Origin of the sequence: Paenibacillus sp. FSL R7-0026 (assembly GCF_038004485.1) — a bacterium.
Lineage (GTDB): Bacteria > Bacillota > Bacilli > Paenibacillales > Paenibacillaceae > Paenibacillus > Paenibacillus xylanexedens_A.
On sequence record NZ_JBBORG010000001.1, the window covers coordinates 5,776,933 to 5,791,638 of the forward strand.

Sequence of the window (14,706 nt, forward strand, 5' to 3'; positions counted from 1 at the left end):
CACCTCCTGTTTCTAACATCACGAGATTAAGCTTTAGATAACTTCTGGAGCCAAGGAAACGATTTTCATGAAGTCTTTATCGCGAAGTTCGCGAGCAACTGGTCCGAAAATACGTGTTCCACGTGGGCTTCTGTCGTCTTTTACAACAACCGCTGCATTTTCATCAAAACCGATGTAGGAACCGTCTTTACGACGTACAGAACGTTTCGTACGAACGACAACCGCTCTAACTACATCACCTTTTTTGACAACGCCGCCTGGTGTTGCTTGTTTAACAGAACAAACGATCAGATCACCGATTTGAGCTGTACGACGTCCCGTACCGCCGAGTACGCGGATACACATCAGTTCCTTCGCACCGGAGTTGTCGGCCACAGTCAAACGTGTAAATGGTTGGATCATTTAGTATTCCTCCTTTCAGCAATGCTGCTGATGCATTAGATGATAACCGCTTTTTCTACGATTTCAGTAAGTCTCCAGCGTTTATCTTTCGAAAGCGGACGAGTCTCCATGATTTTCACCGTGTCACCGATTTTCGCAGTGTTTTCTTCGTCATGCGCTTTGAACTTTTTAGTAACCTTAATGCGTTTATGGTACAAGTTGTGTTTTTTGTAAGTTTCTACAGCAACAACAATCGTTTTGTCCATTTTATCGCTGACCACTTTACCAGTTTGCACTTTACGTGCGTTACGTTCTTCGCTCATTGTTGGCCTCCTTCCTGATTACGGACGGATTGTCCATCCTATCCCTAATTAACCGATTCCCAATTCTCTCTCACGGATAATGGTTTTAGCACGAGCTATTTCTTTCCGCACATCACGGATGCGAGTCGGGTTATCCAGCTGACCGGTAGCTAATTGAAAGCGGAGGTTAAAGAGTTCTTCTTTAAATCCGGCAATCTTTTGCTCGATTTCAGCAGAGGTTAGGTTGCGAAATTCACTAGCTTTCATTTGCTTCACCACCCAATTCTTCACGTTTCACGAACTTCGTTTTGATTGGCAGTTTGTGAGCGGCAAGACGCATTGCTTCGCGTGCAATTTCCTCCGGTACACCAGCAAGTTCAAACATGATCTTACCTGGTTTCACTACTGCAACCCATTTTTCTACGTTACCTTTACCGCTACCCATCCGAACCTCGAGAGGCTTTTGAGTGATTGGTTTGTCTGGGAAAATTTTGATCCAAACTTTACCACCACGTTTGATGTAACGAGTCATCGCAATACGAGCCGCTTCGATCTGACGGTTCGTAATCCAAGCCGGTTCCGTAGCTTGCAGACCGTATTCGCCAAAGTTCAGAGTCGTTCCGCCTTTAGCTTGGCCTTTCATATGTCCACGTTGTTGCTTACGGTGTTTTACGCGTTTTGGTACCAACATGATTAGTTGCCTCCTTCCTTAGCAGCTTGTTTCTTAGCCGTAGGAAGAACCTCTCCACGATAGATCCATACTTTTACGCCGATAAGTCCGTAAGTAGTATGAGCCTCTGCTGTACCATAGTCAATGTCAGCACGCAGTGTGTGCAGTGGAACAGTTCCTTCGCTGTAGCCTTCAGAACGTGCGATCTCAGCACCGCCAAGACGTCCGCCTACTTGAGTTTTGATACCTTTAGCACCGGAGCGCATAGTTCTTTGAATTGCTTGTTTCAGAGCACGACGGAAAGAAACACGACGTTCCAATTGTTGTGCAATGCTTTCAGCTACAAGAACAGCGTCCAAGTCTTGGTTCTTAATTTCAGAAATGTTGATGTGTACTTTTTTACCGCCAGCAATTTTCGTAATTTGGTTACGAAGATTTTCAACTTCCGAACCACCCTTACCAATAACCATACCTGGTTTAGCAGTGTGAATCGTTACGTTTACGCGGTTAGCCGCTCTCTCAATTTCTACACGAGATAAAGCGGAGTCTTTCAATTTATTTTTCAGGAATTCACGAATTCTCACGTCTTCCATCAAAAGATCACCGAAGTCTTTGCCTGCATACCACTTAGATTCCCAGTCACGGATAATTCCGACACGGAGTCCGACTGGATTTACCTTTTGGCCCACACATTTCCCCTCCTTCTACTTCTCAGATACCACCAAAGTAATGTGGCTAGTACGTTTGTTAATACGACTTGCACGTCCCATTGCACGAGGGCGGAAACGTTTCATTGTCGGTCCTTGGTTCACGTAAGCTTGCGAGATAACCAAGTTGTTAACATCCAAAGAATAGTTATGTTCCGCATTCGCAATAGCGGAGTTAAGCAACTTCTCAACGATTGGAGAAGCAGATTTCGGAGTGTGACGGAGAATGGCAACCGCCTCACCTACTTGCTTGCCACGAATCAAGTCAACAACGAGTTGAGCTTTACGAGGAGCAATCCGGATAAACTTAGCATGTGCTTTTGCTTCCATTGTGTAACCTCCTTTCAAACATTAAAGATATTCATTTATCTTCTTGTTTTCTTATCATCAGCAGTATGGCCTTTGTACGTACGGGTTGGAGCGAACTCACCCAGTTTGTGTCCGACCATGTCCTCAGTTACATACACTGGCACGTGTTTACGACCATCGTAAACGCCAAATGTGTGTCCGATGAATTGCGGGAAAATTGTAGAACGACGGGACCAGGTTTTGATTACGTTCTTCTTACCTGAAGCTTCCATCTCTTCTACCTTTTTAAGCATGTAGCCATCAATGAATGGCCCTTTTTTCAAACTGCGACCCATGTGGAGATCCTCCCTTCAAACATAGCTATTATGCATCCGCAGATGCCTCACGAAGTTATGCACAGTGTGTATTACTTCGTGCGGCGGCGAATGATGTATTTATCAGAAGCTTTATTTTTCTTACGCGTTTTGTAACCAAGTGTAGGTTTACCCCATGGTGACATTGGCGATTTACGTCCGATTGGAGCACGACCTTCACCACCACCGTGTGGGTGATCGTTAGGGTTCATTACTACACCACGAACCTCAGGACGTTTACCCAACCAACGGCTACGACCGGCTTTACCGATTTTGATGAGCTCGTGGTCTTGGTTACCTACAGATCCGATTGTCGCGCGGCAAACTTTCAAAATACGACGAACTTCTCCGGAAGAGAGACGAACGGAAACGTATTTTTCTTCTTTACCAAGCAATTGAGCTTCTGTACCAGCAGCACGAACCAATTGTCCGCCTTTACCTGGTTTCAACTCGATGTTGTGGATAACGGTACCTACTGGAATGTTTTCGAGTGGCAGTGCGTTACCGATTTTGATGTCTGATTCAGGTCCGGAGAATACTTGATCTCCAACTTTCAAACCTTTAGGAGCGATGATATAACGCTTTTCACCATCAGCATAGTGAATCAGAGCGATGTTGGATGTACGGTTCGGGTCATACTCAATCGTAGCAACGCGGCCCGGTATTCCATCTTTAGTGCGTTTGAAGTCAATGATACGGTATTTACGTTTGTGTCCACCACCATGGTGACGAACTGTAATTTTACCTTGGTTGTTGCGGCCTGCTTGTTTGCTCAACGGGGCCAACAACGATTTCTCCGGCTGATTTGTGGTGATTTCCTCAAATGTAGAAACGGACATGTTCCGTCTTGCCGGGGATGTTGGTTTATACTTTTTGATTGGCACTGGGTTTCCCTCCTTACTTCAAAAATTCAATTATACAGTTTCAAAGAACTCAAGCGTTTTGCTGTCTTTTGTCAGCGTTACAAACGCTTTTTTCCATTCGCTAGTATATCCGGAATAACGTCCGTACCGTTTTGGCTTAGCTGGAACACGAAGCGTGTTCACGTTTTTCACTTTTACATTGAAAATAGCTTCTACTGCCTTTTTGATCTCGGTTTTGTTTGCACGGATATCGACTTCAAATACATATTTCAAGTCGTTCATCATGTCAGCAGTACGTTCCGTAATAATCGGACGTTTTACAATATCACGAGGATCCTTCATTACGCGAGCACCTCCTCTACCTTCTGAACTGCTTCTTTCGTAATGATCAATTTGTCGTGCGAAAGCACGTCAAGAACATTAATGCCGTCAGCAGCTACGAATTTCACGCCTGGAATATTCCGTGCGGAAAGAGCTACATTATCATCATAGCTAGGAGCTACAATCAAAGCTTTACGTCCCACTTTGAGGTTACTCAAGATGGCTGCGAATTCTTTAGTTTTAGGCGTGCTCAACGTGAGAGCGTCCAAAACGATAATGTCATTGTCAAGCACTTTAGATGAAAGGGCTGATTTGATCGCCAAGCGGCGAACTTTCTTAGGCAGTTTATACGCATAGCTCCGTGGTGTTGGACCAAATACGATACCGCCGCCTTTCCATTGTGGTGAACGAATTGAACCTTGACGAGCGCGACCTGTACCTTTTTGTTTCCAAGGCTTACGTCCACCGCCACGTACTTCAGAACGTCCTTTTACTTTGTGGGTACCTTGACGAAGGGAAGCGCGTTGCATAAGAACTGCATCGTACAGAACGTGTTGGTTCGGCTCAATTCCGAAAACCGCATCATTCAATTCAACTTCGCCTACTTGGCTACCATCTACATTGTAAACTGATACTTTTGGCATTTTGTGTTCCTCCTTTCTTCAGTGGTTATTTTTTCACCGTTTCTTTAACTCTGATGAGACTGTTTTTCGGTCCAGGAATGGAACCTTTCACGAGCAACACATTACGCTCAGCGTCTACTTTAACTACTTCAAGACGTTGGATTGTAATAGTATCATGTCCCATGTGTCCTGGCAGGCGTTTGCCTTTAGGAACGCGGTTAGCTTGGATCGAACCCATTGAACCAGGGCCACGGTGGTAACGCGAACCGTGTGACATAGGTCCAGTGCTTTGTCCCCAACGTTTGATAACGCCGGCAAAACCTTTACCTTTAGAAATACCCGTTACGTCAACGAATTCGCCTTCAGCGAAAATGTCAGCTTTCAGTTCTTGGCCAACTTCATATTCAGCGATGTTGATACCGCGAACTTCACGAACGTAGCGCTTAGGGGCAGTGTTCGCTTTTTTAGCGTGACCTGCTTCTGGCTTGTTAGCATTTTTCTCTTTCTTATCGGAGTAACCGATTTGAATTGCTTCGTAGCCATCGTTCTCAATGTCTTTCTTTTGCAAAACAACACAAGGGCCTGCTTCGATAACCGTTACTGGAACGACGTTACCTTCAGGAGTAAATACTTGAGTCATTCCGAGTTTTTTTCCTAAGATTGCTTTCATGTTGACACCTCTTTTCCTTTATACATGGTCTTTGTTGTAGCTTGTATTACAATTTAATTTCGATATCTACACCGGACGGCAGATCCAAGCGCATCAAGGCATCCACAGTTTGTGGAGTCGGGTTAACGATGTCGATCAAACGTTTATGTGTACGTTGTTCGAATTGTTCCCGAGAATCCTTGTACTTGTGCACCGCACGAAGAATAGTAATGATTTGTTTTTCAGTAGGAAGCGGAATCGGACCGGATACACCAGCACCCGAACGTTTTGCTGTTTCAACAATTTTCTCCGCGGATTGATCAAGAATTCTGTGGTCGTAAGCTTTCAAACGAATACGAATTTTTTGCTTTGCCATTTTAGTCCCTCCTTCTATCGCCCAATTTTTTATCGGACATACTCCGTGAAAATTTTCTAGCCACTCTCCCATGGCAAAGGGGCCGGGTGTGCCAGTAACCTCTCACATCATCGCAACGTCACAGAACAACATTCATTATTATATAGAAAAGATAGGCGTATTGCAAGCATATTTAAGAAAAACATTTAAACTTATCTTTTCTGATGAAATGACTTCGTTTATTGCAGTGTTAATCTTCAATATCCAGGCTGCCTTGCCAATCCTTCTAAACTCGTAAATGATGTTCATTTCGTATGACGCAGGTTCCGAACTTTAAACATAATAAAAGAGTTCTTTATCCGATGTCGGATAAAGAACTCTTCCGAAGCTTCGTTACAATACAATGTTACTCGTTCCAGTACACTGTTACATATGCTTTATTCAGCGTTAAGCCGAATTATTTTTGGATAGATGCTACGGAACCGGCACCTACTGTACGTCCGCCTTCACGAATGGAGAATTTAGTTCCTTCTTCAATCGCGATTGGGGAGATCAGGGAAACAGTAACAGTGATGTTATCACCAGGCATTACCATTTCAGTACCTTCAGGCAAGTTGATGATGCCTGTTACGTCAGTTGTACGGAAGTAGAACTGTGGACGGTAACCAGTGAAGAATGGTTTGTGACGTCCGCCCTCTTCTTTAGTCAGAACGTAGATTTGAGCTGTGAATTCTGTGTGTGGCTTAACAGAACCTGGTTTTGCAAGTACTTGACCACGCTCGATTTGAGTACGGTCAACACCACGCAACAATGCACCGATGTTGTCACCCGCTTGAGCGGAATCCAACAATTTACGGAACATCTCAACGCCTGTTACAACGGATTTCTTAGTTTCTTCAGTGATACCAACGATTTCGATCTCTTCGCCGACTTTAACAGTACCACGCTCTACACGGCCAGTAGCAACAGTACCACGACCAGTGATGGAGAATACGTCCTCGACAGGCATCAAGAAAGGCTTGTCAGTTTGACGCTCAGGCAGTGGGATGTAAGTGTCGATCTCTTTGAACATCTCAACGATTTTTTGAGCCCATTCGCCATCTGGGTTTGCCAGAGCTTCACGAGCGGATCCACGAGTGATTGGAGTATCGTCACCTGGGAACTCATATTCGTTAAGAAGGTCGCGAACTTCCATCTCAACCAATTCCAACAACTCTTCGTCTTCAACCATGTCACATTTGTTCAAGAATACAACAATGTAAGGTACGCCTACTTGACGGGAGAGCAAGATGTGCTCACGAGTTTGTGGCATTGGGCCGTCTGCTGCGGATACTACCAAGATAGCTCCATCCATTTGAGCCGCGCCAGTGATCATGTTTTTAACATAGTCGGCGTGACCTGGGCAGTCAACGTGAGCGTAGTGACGAGTGTCAGTTTCGTACTCAACGTGTGATGTGGAGATTGTGATACCGCGTTCGCGCTCTTCTGGAGCTTTGTCGATTTGGTCGAATGCAATTGCAGCACCACCGTAAGTTTTGGACAATACAGTTGTGATTGCAGCAGTCAGAGTTGTTTTACCGTGATCGACGTGACCAATAGTACCGATGTTAACGTGGGGTTTATTACGTTCGTATTTAGCCTTTGCCATTTGAACGTGGCCTCCTTAAAATTATAATTTTATGTTTTCACTGAATGAAGTGCTCCGAATTCAATTCTTATGCACTTGCATCCAGTGTGAGAAAACTACTCGGTGCCTTTTGTTTTGGCAACGATTTCTTCAGCGATGCTCTTAGGAACTTCTTCATAGTGAGAGAGTTCCATGGAGAATACGCCGCGTCCTTGAGTACCGGAACGAAGAGTTGTAGAGTAACCAAACATTTCAGACAGAGGTACCTTAGCACGAATGATTTGAGCTCCACTACGGGAATCCATACCTTCGATGCGGCCACGACGGGAGTTCAACATACCCATTACGTCACCCATGTACTCTTCTGGAACAGTTACTTCTACTTTCATGATAGGCTCAAGCAGAACTGGTTTACACTTGTCTTTAGCCGCTTTAAGCGCCATAGATCCGGCAATTTTAAATGCCATCTCATTGGAATCGACATCATGGTAAGATCCGTCTACAATTGTAGCCTTAACGTCAACAAGCGGGAAGCCTGCAATAACGCCGTTTTTCATTTGCTCTTCAATCCCTGACAGTGCAGGTTGAATGTATTCTCTTGGTACGGAACCACCGACAACCTTACTTTCGAACTGGCTGCCTGTACCCGGCTCGAGAGGTTCGAATTCAACCCATACGTGACCGTATTGACCACGACCACCGGATTGACGTACGAATTTACCTTCAACGCGCGCTGGAGCACGGAATGTTTCACGGTAAGCTACTTGTGGTTTACCCACAGTAGTTTCAACCTTGAACTCACGACGCATACGGTCGATGATGATATCAAGGTGAAGCTCACCCATACCTGCCAAGATTGTTTGACCTGTTTCTTCGTCAGTATGAGCACGAAGAGTTGGATCCTCTTCAGTCAACTTACCGAGAGCAACACCCATTTTATCTTGGTCAGCTTTGGTTTTAGGTTCAACGGCGATTTCGATAACCGGATCAGGGAAGTTCATTGACTCCAGGATAACCGGATTTTTCTCATCACATAGTGTATCACCTGTACCCGTATCTTTCAAACCTACGGCAGCTGCAATATCACCGGAGTATACTACAGTGATTTCTTGACGGCTGTTCGCATGCATTTGAAGGATACGACCGATACGCTCACGTTTGTTTTTAGTGGCATTCAATACATATGATCCGGATTGAAGAACACCAGAGTATACGCGGAAGAATGTCAATTTACCAACGTAAGGGTCTGTCATGATTTTGAATGCCAATGCGGAGAAAGGCTCTTCATCGGATGACTGACGGACTGCTTCAGTTCCATCTTCAAGATGTCCAGTGATCGAAGGAACATCTGTTGGAGCTGGCAAGTAATCGATAACAGCATCCAACATCAGTTGAACACCTTTGTTACGATACGAGGATCCACAGATAACCGGGAAGATCTTAACATCTACAACACCTTTACGGAGTACGGCTTTGATCTCATCAATTGTGATTTCTTCGCCTTCCAGGTATTTCATTGTCAAATCTTCATCCAGTTCAGCAACGCGCTCAATCAGCTCGTTGCGAAGTTCTTCAACTTGATCTGCAAATTCTGCAGGAATGTCGGTTTCTTCGATATCTTGACCAAGGTCATCTTTGTACATATGAGCTCTTTGTGCAACGATATCGATGATACCAGTGAAATCATTTTCAGCGCCGATCGGAAGTTGAATCGCAACAGCGTTCGCTTGAAGGCGATCACGCATGTCAGATACAACGTTCAGGAAGTCAGCACCGATGATATCCATTTTATTTACATATGCGATACGAGGTACGCCGTACTTGTCAGCCTGTCTCCATACGGTTTCGGACTGAGGCTCAACGCCTTCTTTCGCACTGAATACACCAACTGCTCCGTCCAATACACGAAGGGAACGTTCAACTTCAACAGTGAAGTCAACGTGTCCCGGGGTATCAATAATATTAACGCGGTGGCCCTTCCAAGCAGCGGTAGTTGCAGCGGAAGTAATCGTAATTCCGCGCTCCTGTTCCTGTTCCATCCAGTCCATTGTCGCAGCGCCTTCGTGTACTTCACCGATTTTGTGCGTACGTCCTGTGTAAAACAGGATCCGCTCAGTTGTCGTGGTTTTACCCGCATCAATATGAGCCATGATCCCGATATTACGTGTATTTTTCAAGGAGAACTCTCTAGCCATGAAATGGGTCTCCCTTCAAAATTGAAGTTTTTTTATTGTGAACTGAATCCTACCAACGGTAGTGAGCAAACGCTTTGTTTGCTTCAGCCATTTTGTGCGTATCTTCACGTTTTTTAACGGAAGCGCCTGTGTTGTTGGAAGCGTCGATGATCTCAGCCGCCAAACGCTCTTCCATTGTTTTCTCACCGCGGTTGCGGGAGTAGTTCACGAGCCAACGTAATCCCAGAGCAGTACGTCTCTCTGGTTTCACCTCGATTGGTACTTGGTAGTTGGCACCGCCGACACGGCGAGCTTTAACTTCCAGGACTGGCATGATGTTCTTGATTGCTGCTTCAAATACTTCCATAGGGTCATTACCCGTACGTTCTTGAATCAACTTGAACGCATTATACAGGATGCTTTGAGCAACACCGCGTTTTCCGCCGATCATGATGCGGTTGATTAAACGAGTAACCAACTTGCTGTTGTATAACGGATCAGGCAACACGTCTCTTTTCGTAACTGGACCTTTGCGTGGCATGGATATCCCCCTTTCTTTCTTGTTCAGCAGCCCCTGTACCTTCCAGACTTAAGTCAGAAGGCTTTCAGGTTCTCTGCTTATAATGGTTTAGGCTTTTTTAGCTTTTGGACGTTTTGCACCGTATTTCGAACGAGCTTGCATACGGTTGTTTACGCCTGCAGTATCGAGAGCTCCACGAACGATGTGATAACGAACTCCTGCAAGGTCTTTAACTTTACCTCCGCGGATCAATACCACACTGTGCTCTTGAAGGTTATGTCCGATTCCCGGGATATAAGCAGTAACCTCGAGACGGTTCGTCAAACGAACACGGGCATACTTACGAAGTGCAGAGTTTGGTTTACGTGGAGTCATTGTACCTACACGAGTGCAGACACCACGTTTTTGTGGGGCACTGATGTTAGTAGATTCACGTTTCAAAGCGTTGAATCCTTTTTGCAAAGCTGGAGATTTTGACTTCTCAACTTTTGCTTGACGTCCTTTACGAACCAGTTGATTAATAGTTGGCATGTGATTGCCACCCCCTTCCTCAAATATTCATGTTTCTTTATAAACCTCTTTTCGCTAAGTCCACAGACCCAGGCGGTTCATAAAAAGACAAATGAAAAGTTTTTGCCTTGGAGAATCCTTAAAAGTTCTCGGACAAAAACGTTCCTTACACTATCATTTTACGACAGCAGCCATAGCTGCTCCCACCCCAATCCCGCAAGCTTTGCCGAGATTTTTCATTGTATCCACTTTCGTGTACTTCACATTGTGTTGTTCACACAAAGCAATGATTTTGGAAGTGAGCTGCGGATCACTATCTTCTGCGACATATACTTCAGAAGCCATACCTGTCTGCACCATCCGCATGGTCTGTTTGGTACCTATTTTGACATGAGCATCTTGCAAGGCTTTTTCATTAGACATTGTGTATTCCTCCGAATAGAACCATGTACAATCAGCTGCCCACGCACCTTTGATATATTAGCATCTAGCGCAAGCATTGTCAATGCTAATCCTAAAACATTTTTTAAAAGTTTACGTACATCAGGATTCGTCCGCCTGCATTATACAAGCGTCCGCCTCCTGACGCACAAAACTTTCATTCCCCTCTAAATGAGGAGGAATCTATTTAATCAACCGAAACTGGCTCAAGTTCTTCTACTGAAGATTGGCCATCTTCTGGCTCAGCAAATTTGATGCTGCGGTAACGGTGCATACCTGTACCAGCAGGGATCAATTTACCGATGATTACATTTTCCTTCAGACCGAGCAACTGATCGACTTTACCTTTGATCGCTGCATCTGTCAGTACACGTGTAGTTTCTTGGAACGAAGCCGCCGAGAGGAAGGAGTCTGTTTCCAGGGATGCTTTCGTAATACCGAGCAGGATTGGTTTAGCAACCGCTGGCTCTTTATCACTAAGAATCGCAATTTTGTTAGCTCTTTCGTACTCATGCATATCCACGAACGATCCCGGCAACAGCGTTGTATCTCCTGCATCTACGATGCGGATTTTACGCAGCATTTGACGGATCATAACTTCAACGTGCTTATCGTTAATTTCTACGCCTTGGTTACGATATACGCGTTGTACTTCCTGCAGAATGTAGTTTTGTACACCACGTATGCCTTTAATCCGTAACATCTCTTTTGGATCAATGGAACCGTCTGTCAACTCGTCACCCGCTTCAACTTCGGCGCCTTCGCTTACGCGCACACGGGAACCGTAGGTAACGGAGTAAACTTTGGATTCCGCCTCACCTTGAATTTCGATTTCACGACGATCTTTCGCTTCGCGAATCTCTTTAACTACACCATCAATCTCACTAATTGTTGCTTGACCCTTAGGATTACGAGCCTCAAACAACTCCTGGATACGCGGCAAACCTTGCGTAATATCGTCTCCGGCTACACCACCGGTGTGGAATGTACGCATTGTAAGCTGTGTTCCTGGCTCACCAATGGATTGTGCTGCAATAATACCAACTGCTTCACCAATCTCCACGTGTTTACCAGTCGCGAGGTTGCGACCATAACACTTCTTGCAGACACCATGACTCGCACGGCAGCTGAGGACGGAGCGGATTTGCAATTTAGTAATACCTGCTTTGATGATCGCTTCTGCTTTATCGGAGTCAATCAATTCATTGCGACCTACAATGATTTCTTTCGTTTCCGGATGACGAAGTGTCTCGAAGCAGTATCTGCCTTCAATACGGTCGTAGAGATCTTCGATAACCTCTTTACCATCCTGGATACGACTTACCGTAAAGCCTTTATCTGTACCACAATCATCATCACGCACGATTACGTCTTGGGCTACGTCTACGAGACGACGAGTCAGGTAACCTGAATCGGCTGTACGCAGGGCTGTATCCGCCAAACCTTTACGCGCTCCGTGAGTGGAGATAAAGTACTCGAGTACCGTCAGACCTTCACGGAAGTTCGATTTGATTGGGAGTTCGATAATTCGACCGGATGGGTTGGCCATCAGACCACGCATACCGCCCAATTGGGTGATTTGCGATTTGTTACCCCGTGCTTTGGAGTCTACCATCATCATGATCGAGTTGTAACGATCCATGGACTTCATCAGAATCTCAGTGATGTCATCTTTGGATTTTGACCAGATATCAATGATACGGTCATAGCGCTCTTCATTCGTAATCAGACCACGACGGTACTGATTCGTAACGATTTGTGCTTTTTCCTCAGATTGTCTAAGAATTTCAAACTTCTCAGGCGGAACGATAACATCAGATACCGCAACCGTAATACCGGCACGTGTAGAATAGGTGAATCCAAGTTGTTTGATTTTATCCAAAATAACGGCTGTTTCCGTTGTGTGATAAATTTCAAAACAACGTGCAATGATGGAGCCGAGGTATTCTTTACCGACACCGCCAGCTAGAGGAGCATTCATAATAGCTTCTCTGAGATCAGCACCTTTTTCATATACAAATGAGTGATCTGCAGTACCTTGGTACAGGTTAGCACGAGTCGCATCATTGATATACGGGAAGCTTGCCGGGAAAATTTCATTGAAGATAATTTTACCGATAGTTGTCAGCAGCATTCCTTCTTGCTGTTCTTCCGTGAAGCTTGTTTTACCAAGCGCCTTAACCGGAATAGCTACACGCGCATGCAGACCAGCAGTACCACGTTGGTATGCCGATACAGCTTCGTTAACTGTACGCAAGATCATACCTGTGCCCTTTTCTTCCTTGTTGTCCATAGTGAGGTAGTAAGAACCAAGCACCATATCCTGGGAAGGAGTAACAACCGGTTTACCGTCTTTCGGGTTCAAAATGTTACCCGATGCAAGCATCAGGATACGTGCTTCCGCTTGAGCTTCAGCGGACAACGGAACGTGCACGGCCATTTGGTCACCGTCAAAGTCGGCATTGTATGCCGTACATACGAGCGGGTGAAGACGAATTGCTTTACCTTCAACGAGAATCGGTTCAAATGCTTGAATACCGAGTCTGTGAAGCGTAGGGGCACGGTTCAACAGAACCGGATGCTCCTTGATTACTTCTTCAAGAACATCCCATACTTCAGGACTTACACGCTCAACTTTACGTTTTGCGCTCTTGATGTTGTGGGCAAGCCCTTTATTTACAAGCTCTTTCATAACAAAAGGCTTGAACAATTCAAGTGCCATATCTTTTGGCAGACCACACTGATACATTTTCAGGTAAGGTCCAACAACGATAACGGAACGACCAGAATAATCAACCCGTTTACCGAGCAAGTTTTGACGGAAACGTCCTTGTTTACCTTTCAGCATGTGGCTGAGAGATTTCAATGGACGGTTACCAGGACCCGTTACCGGGCGTCCACGACGACCATTATCGATCAATGCGTCAACAGCTTCCTGCAACATCCGTTTTTCATTTTGCACGATAATATCTGGCGCGCCCAGATCAAGCAGACGTTTCAGACGGTTGTTCCGGTTGATTACACGGCGATACAAGTCATTCAGGTCAGACGTTGCAAAACGTCCACCATCCAACTGTACCATTGGACGAAGTTCCGGCGGGATAACAGGAAGTACATCCATGATCATCCACTCTGGCTTATTGCCGGAGTTGCGGAATGCTTCAATAACTTCCAGACGTTTGATTGCACGATTACGACGTTGTCCTTGCGCAGTCCGGAGCTCTTCTTTCAGGAACTCGAGCTCTTTGTCTATGTCAAGGTCTTGAAGCAATTTTTTAACCGCTTCTGCGCCCATGCCAGCATGGAAACCATAACCGTATTTTTCACGGTAGCTGCGGTATTCTTTCTCGGACAACAGTTGTTTTTTCTCCAGTGGAGTTTCTCCTGGATCAGTTACAACATATGATGCAAAATAAATAATCTCTTCAAGAGATCTTGGAGACATATCCAGAGCAAGACCCATACGGCTCGGAATACCTTTGAAGTACCAGATATGCGATACCGGAGCAGCGAGCTCAATATGGCCCATCCGTTCGCGGCGTACTTTCGCACGTGTCACTTCAACGCCACAACGATCACAGACAACGCCTTTATAACGGACGCGTTTGTATTTACCGCAATGACATTCCCAGTCTTTTGTAGGGCCAAAAATCTTTTCGCAGAACAGCCCTTCTTTTTCCGGTTTCAACGTACGATAGTTGATCGTTTCCGGTTTTTTCACTTCTCCGCGGGACCAAGAACGAATTTTCTCTGGGGAAGCAAGCCCGATCTTCATGTATTCGAAATTGTTGACGTCCAACAAGGAGCAACCCTCCTTAACCAATTCCTGTAATCTAGGTTACGCCCACTCCGGCCGAAGCCGGAGCAAGACGTGAGCCTGATGAAAAACGCCGGTCATCAT

At 45.3% G+C, this 14,706-nt stretch carries 18 protein-coding genes; all 18 read right to left on the bottom strand.

Annotated elements, in window-relative coordinates; all coding sequences use genetic code 11:
- Positions 1-33: 33 nt before the first annotated feature.
- Entirely contained in the window at positions 34-402 is a 369-nt protein-coding gene (gene rplN / locus MKY44_RS25440) for a 50S ribosomal protein L14 (RefSeq protein WP_017692085.1), read from the bottom strand.
- A 35-nt stretch (positions 403-437) separates the two neighbouring features.
- Positions 438-704, bottom strand: a complete 267-nt coding sequence (gene rpsQ / locus MKY44_RS25445; RefSeq protein ID WP_017692084.1) for a 30S ribosomal protein S17 — start codon at positions 702-704, stop codon at positions 438-440.
- A 48-nt stretch (positions 705-752) separates the two neighbouring features.
- Positions 753-950, bottom strand: coding sequence for a 50S ribosomal protein L29 (gene rpmC, locus MKY44_RS25450; RefSeq protein WP_017692083.1), 198 nt, complete (start codon positions 948-950; stop codon positions 753-755).
- Complete coding sequence (rplP, locus tag MKY44_RS25455; protein WP_017692082.1) at positions 940-1,374, bottom strand: 50S ribosomal protein L16; 435 nt, start codon at positions 1,372-1,374, stop codon at positions 940-942. The genes rpmC and rplP overlap by 11 nt, the downstream gene beginning before the upstream one ends.
- Positions 1,375-1,376: 2 nt before the next feature.
- On the bottom strand, positions 1,377-2,042 hold the full coding sequence (gene rpsC, locus MKY44_RS25460; protein ID WP_036607182.1) for a 30S ribosomal protein S3: 666 nt from the start codon (positions 2,040-2,042) through the stop codon (positions 1,377-1,379).
- Positions 2,043-2,057: 15 nt separating this feature from the next.
- Positions 2,058-2,390 (bottom strand): 50S ribosomal protein L22, encoded by a 333-nt coding sequence (gene rplV, locus MKY44_RS25465; protein WP_017692080.1) that lies wholly within the window; start codon positions 2,388-2,390, stop codon positions 2,058-2,060.
- A 35-nt stretch (positions 2,391-2,425) separates the two neighbouring features.
- Positions 2,426-2,704, bottom strand: a complete 279-nt coding sequence (rpsS, locus tag MKY44_RS25470) for a 30S ribosomal protein S19 (protein ID WP_017692079.1) — start codon at positions 2,702-2,704, stop codon at positions 2,426-2,428.
- 71 nt (positions 2,705-2,775) lie between these two features.
- A complete protein-coding gene (gene rplB, locus MKY44_RS25475) occupies positions 2,776-3,606 on the bottom strand; it encodes a 50S ribosomal protein L2 (RefSeq protein WP_017692078.1) in 831 nt (276 codons plus the stop codon).
- 30 nt (positions 3,607-3,636) lie between these two features.
- Positions 3,637-3,927 carry a 50S ribosomal protein L23 gene (gene rplW / locus MKY44_RS25480; protein ID WP_017692077.1) on the bottom strand — a complete coding sequence of 97 codons (291 nt, stop codon included), beginning with the start codon at positions 3,925-3,927 and terminating at the stop codon, positions 3,637-3,639.
- Positions 3,927-4,550: a 50S ribosomal protein L4 gene (rplD, locus tag MKY44_RS25485; protein ID WP_017692076.1), complete on the bottom strand. Its 624-nt coding sequence runs from the start codon at positions 4,548-4,550 to the stop codon at positions 3,927-3,929. Before rplD ends, rplW begins: the two co-directional genes overlap by 1 nt.
- 25 nt (positions 4,551-4,575) lie before the next feature.
- On the bottom strand, positions 4,576-5,199 hold the full coding sequence (gene rplC, locus MKY44_RS25490; RefSeq protein WP_017692075.1) for a 50S ribosomal protein L3: 624 nt from the start codon (positions 5,197-5,199) through the stop codon (positions 4,576-4,578).
- Between the two features lie 46 nt (positions 5,200-5,245).
- The gene (gene rpsJ / locus MKY44_RS25495) at positions 5,246-5,554 is read right to left on the bottom strand and encodes a 30S ribosomal protein S10 (RefSeq protein WP_017692074.1); all 309 of its coding nucleotides are present in this window, start codon (positions 5,552-5,554) and stop codon (positions 5,246-5,248) included.
- Positions 5,555-5,990: 436 nt separating this feature from the next.
- Positions 5,991-7,181 (bottom strand): elongation factor Tu, encoded by a 1,191-nt coding sequence (tuf, locus tag MKY44_RS25500; RefSeq protein WP_017692073.1) that lies wholly within the window; start codon positions 7,179-7,181, stop codon positions 5,991-5,993.
- A 95-nt stretch (positions 7,182-7,276) separates the two neighbouring features.
- The gene (gene fusA, locus MKY44_RS25505; protein ID WP_076216857.1) at positions 7,277-9,355 is read right to left on the bottom strand and encodes an elongation factor G; all 2,079 of its coding nucleotides are present in this window, start codon (positions 9,353-9,355) and stop codon (positions 7,277-7,279) included.
- Positions 9,356-9,404: 49 nt separating this feature from the next.
- A complete protein-coding gene (gene rpsG / locus MKY44_RS25510; protein WP_017692071.1) occupies positions 9,405-9,875 on the bottom strand; it encodes a 30S ribosomal protein S7 in 471 nt (156 codons plus the stop codon).
- Between the two features lie 87 nt (positions 9,876-9,962).
- Entirely contained in the window at positions 9,963-10,385 is a 423-nt protein-coding gene (gene rpsL / locus MKY44_RS25515) for a 30S ribosomal protein S12 (RefSeq protein WP_017692070.1), read from the bottom strand.
- Positions 10,386-10,538: 153 nt separating this feature from the next.
- Positions 10,539-10,787, bottom strand: coding sequence for a ribosomal L7Ae/L30e/S12e/Gadd45 family protein (locus tag MKY44_RS25520; RefSeq protein ID WP_047841123.1), 249 nt, complete (start codon positions 10,785-10,787; stop codon positions 10,539-10,541).
- Positions 10,788-10,992: 205 nt separating this feature from the next.
- On the bottom strand, positions 10,993-14,607 hold the full coding sequence (gene rpoC, locus MKY44_RS25525; protein WP_253503545.1) for a DNA-directed RNA polymerase subunit beta': 3,615 nt from the start codon (positions 14,605-14,607) through the stop codon (positions 10,993-10,995).
- Between the last annotated feature and the right edge of the window lie 99 nt (positions 14,608-14,706).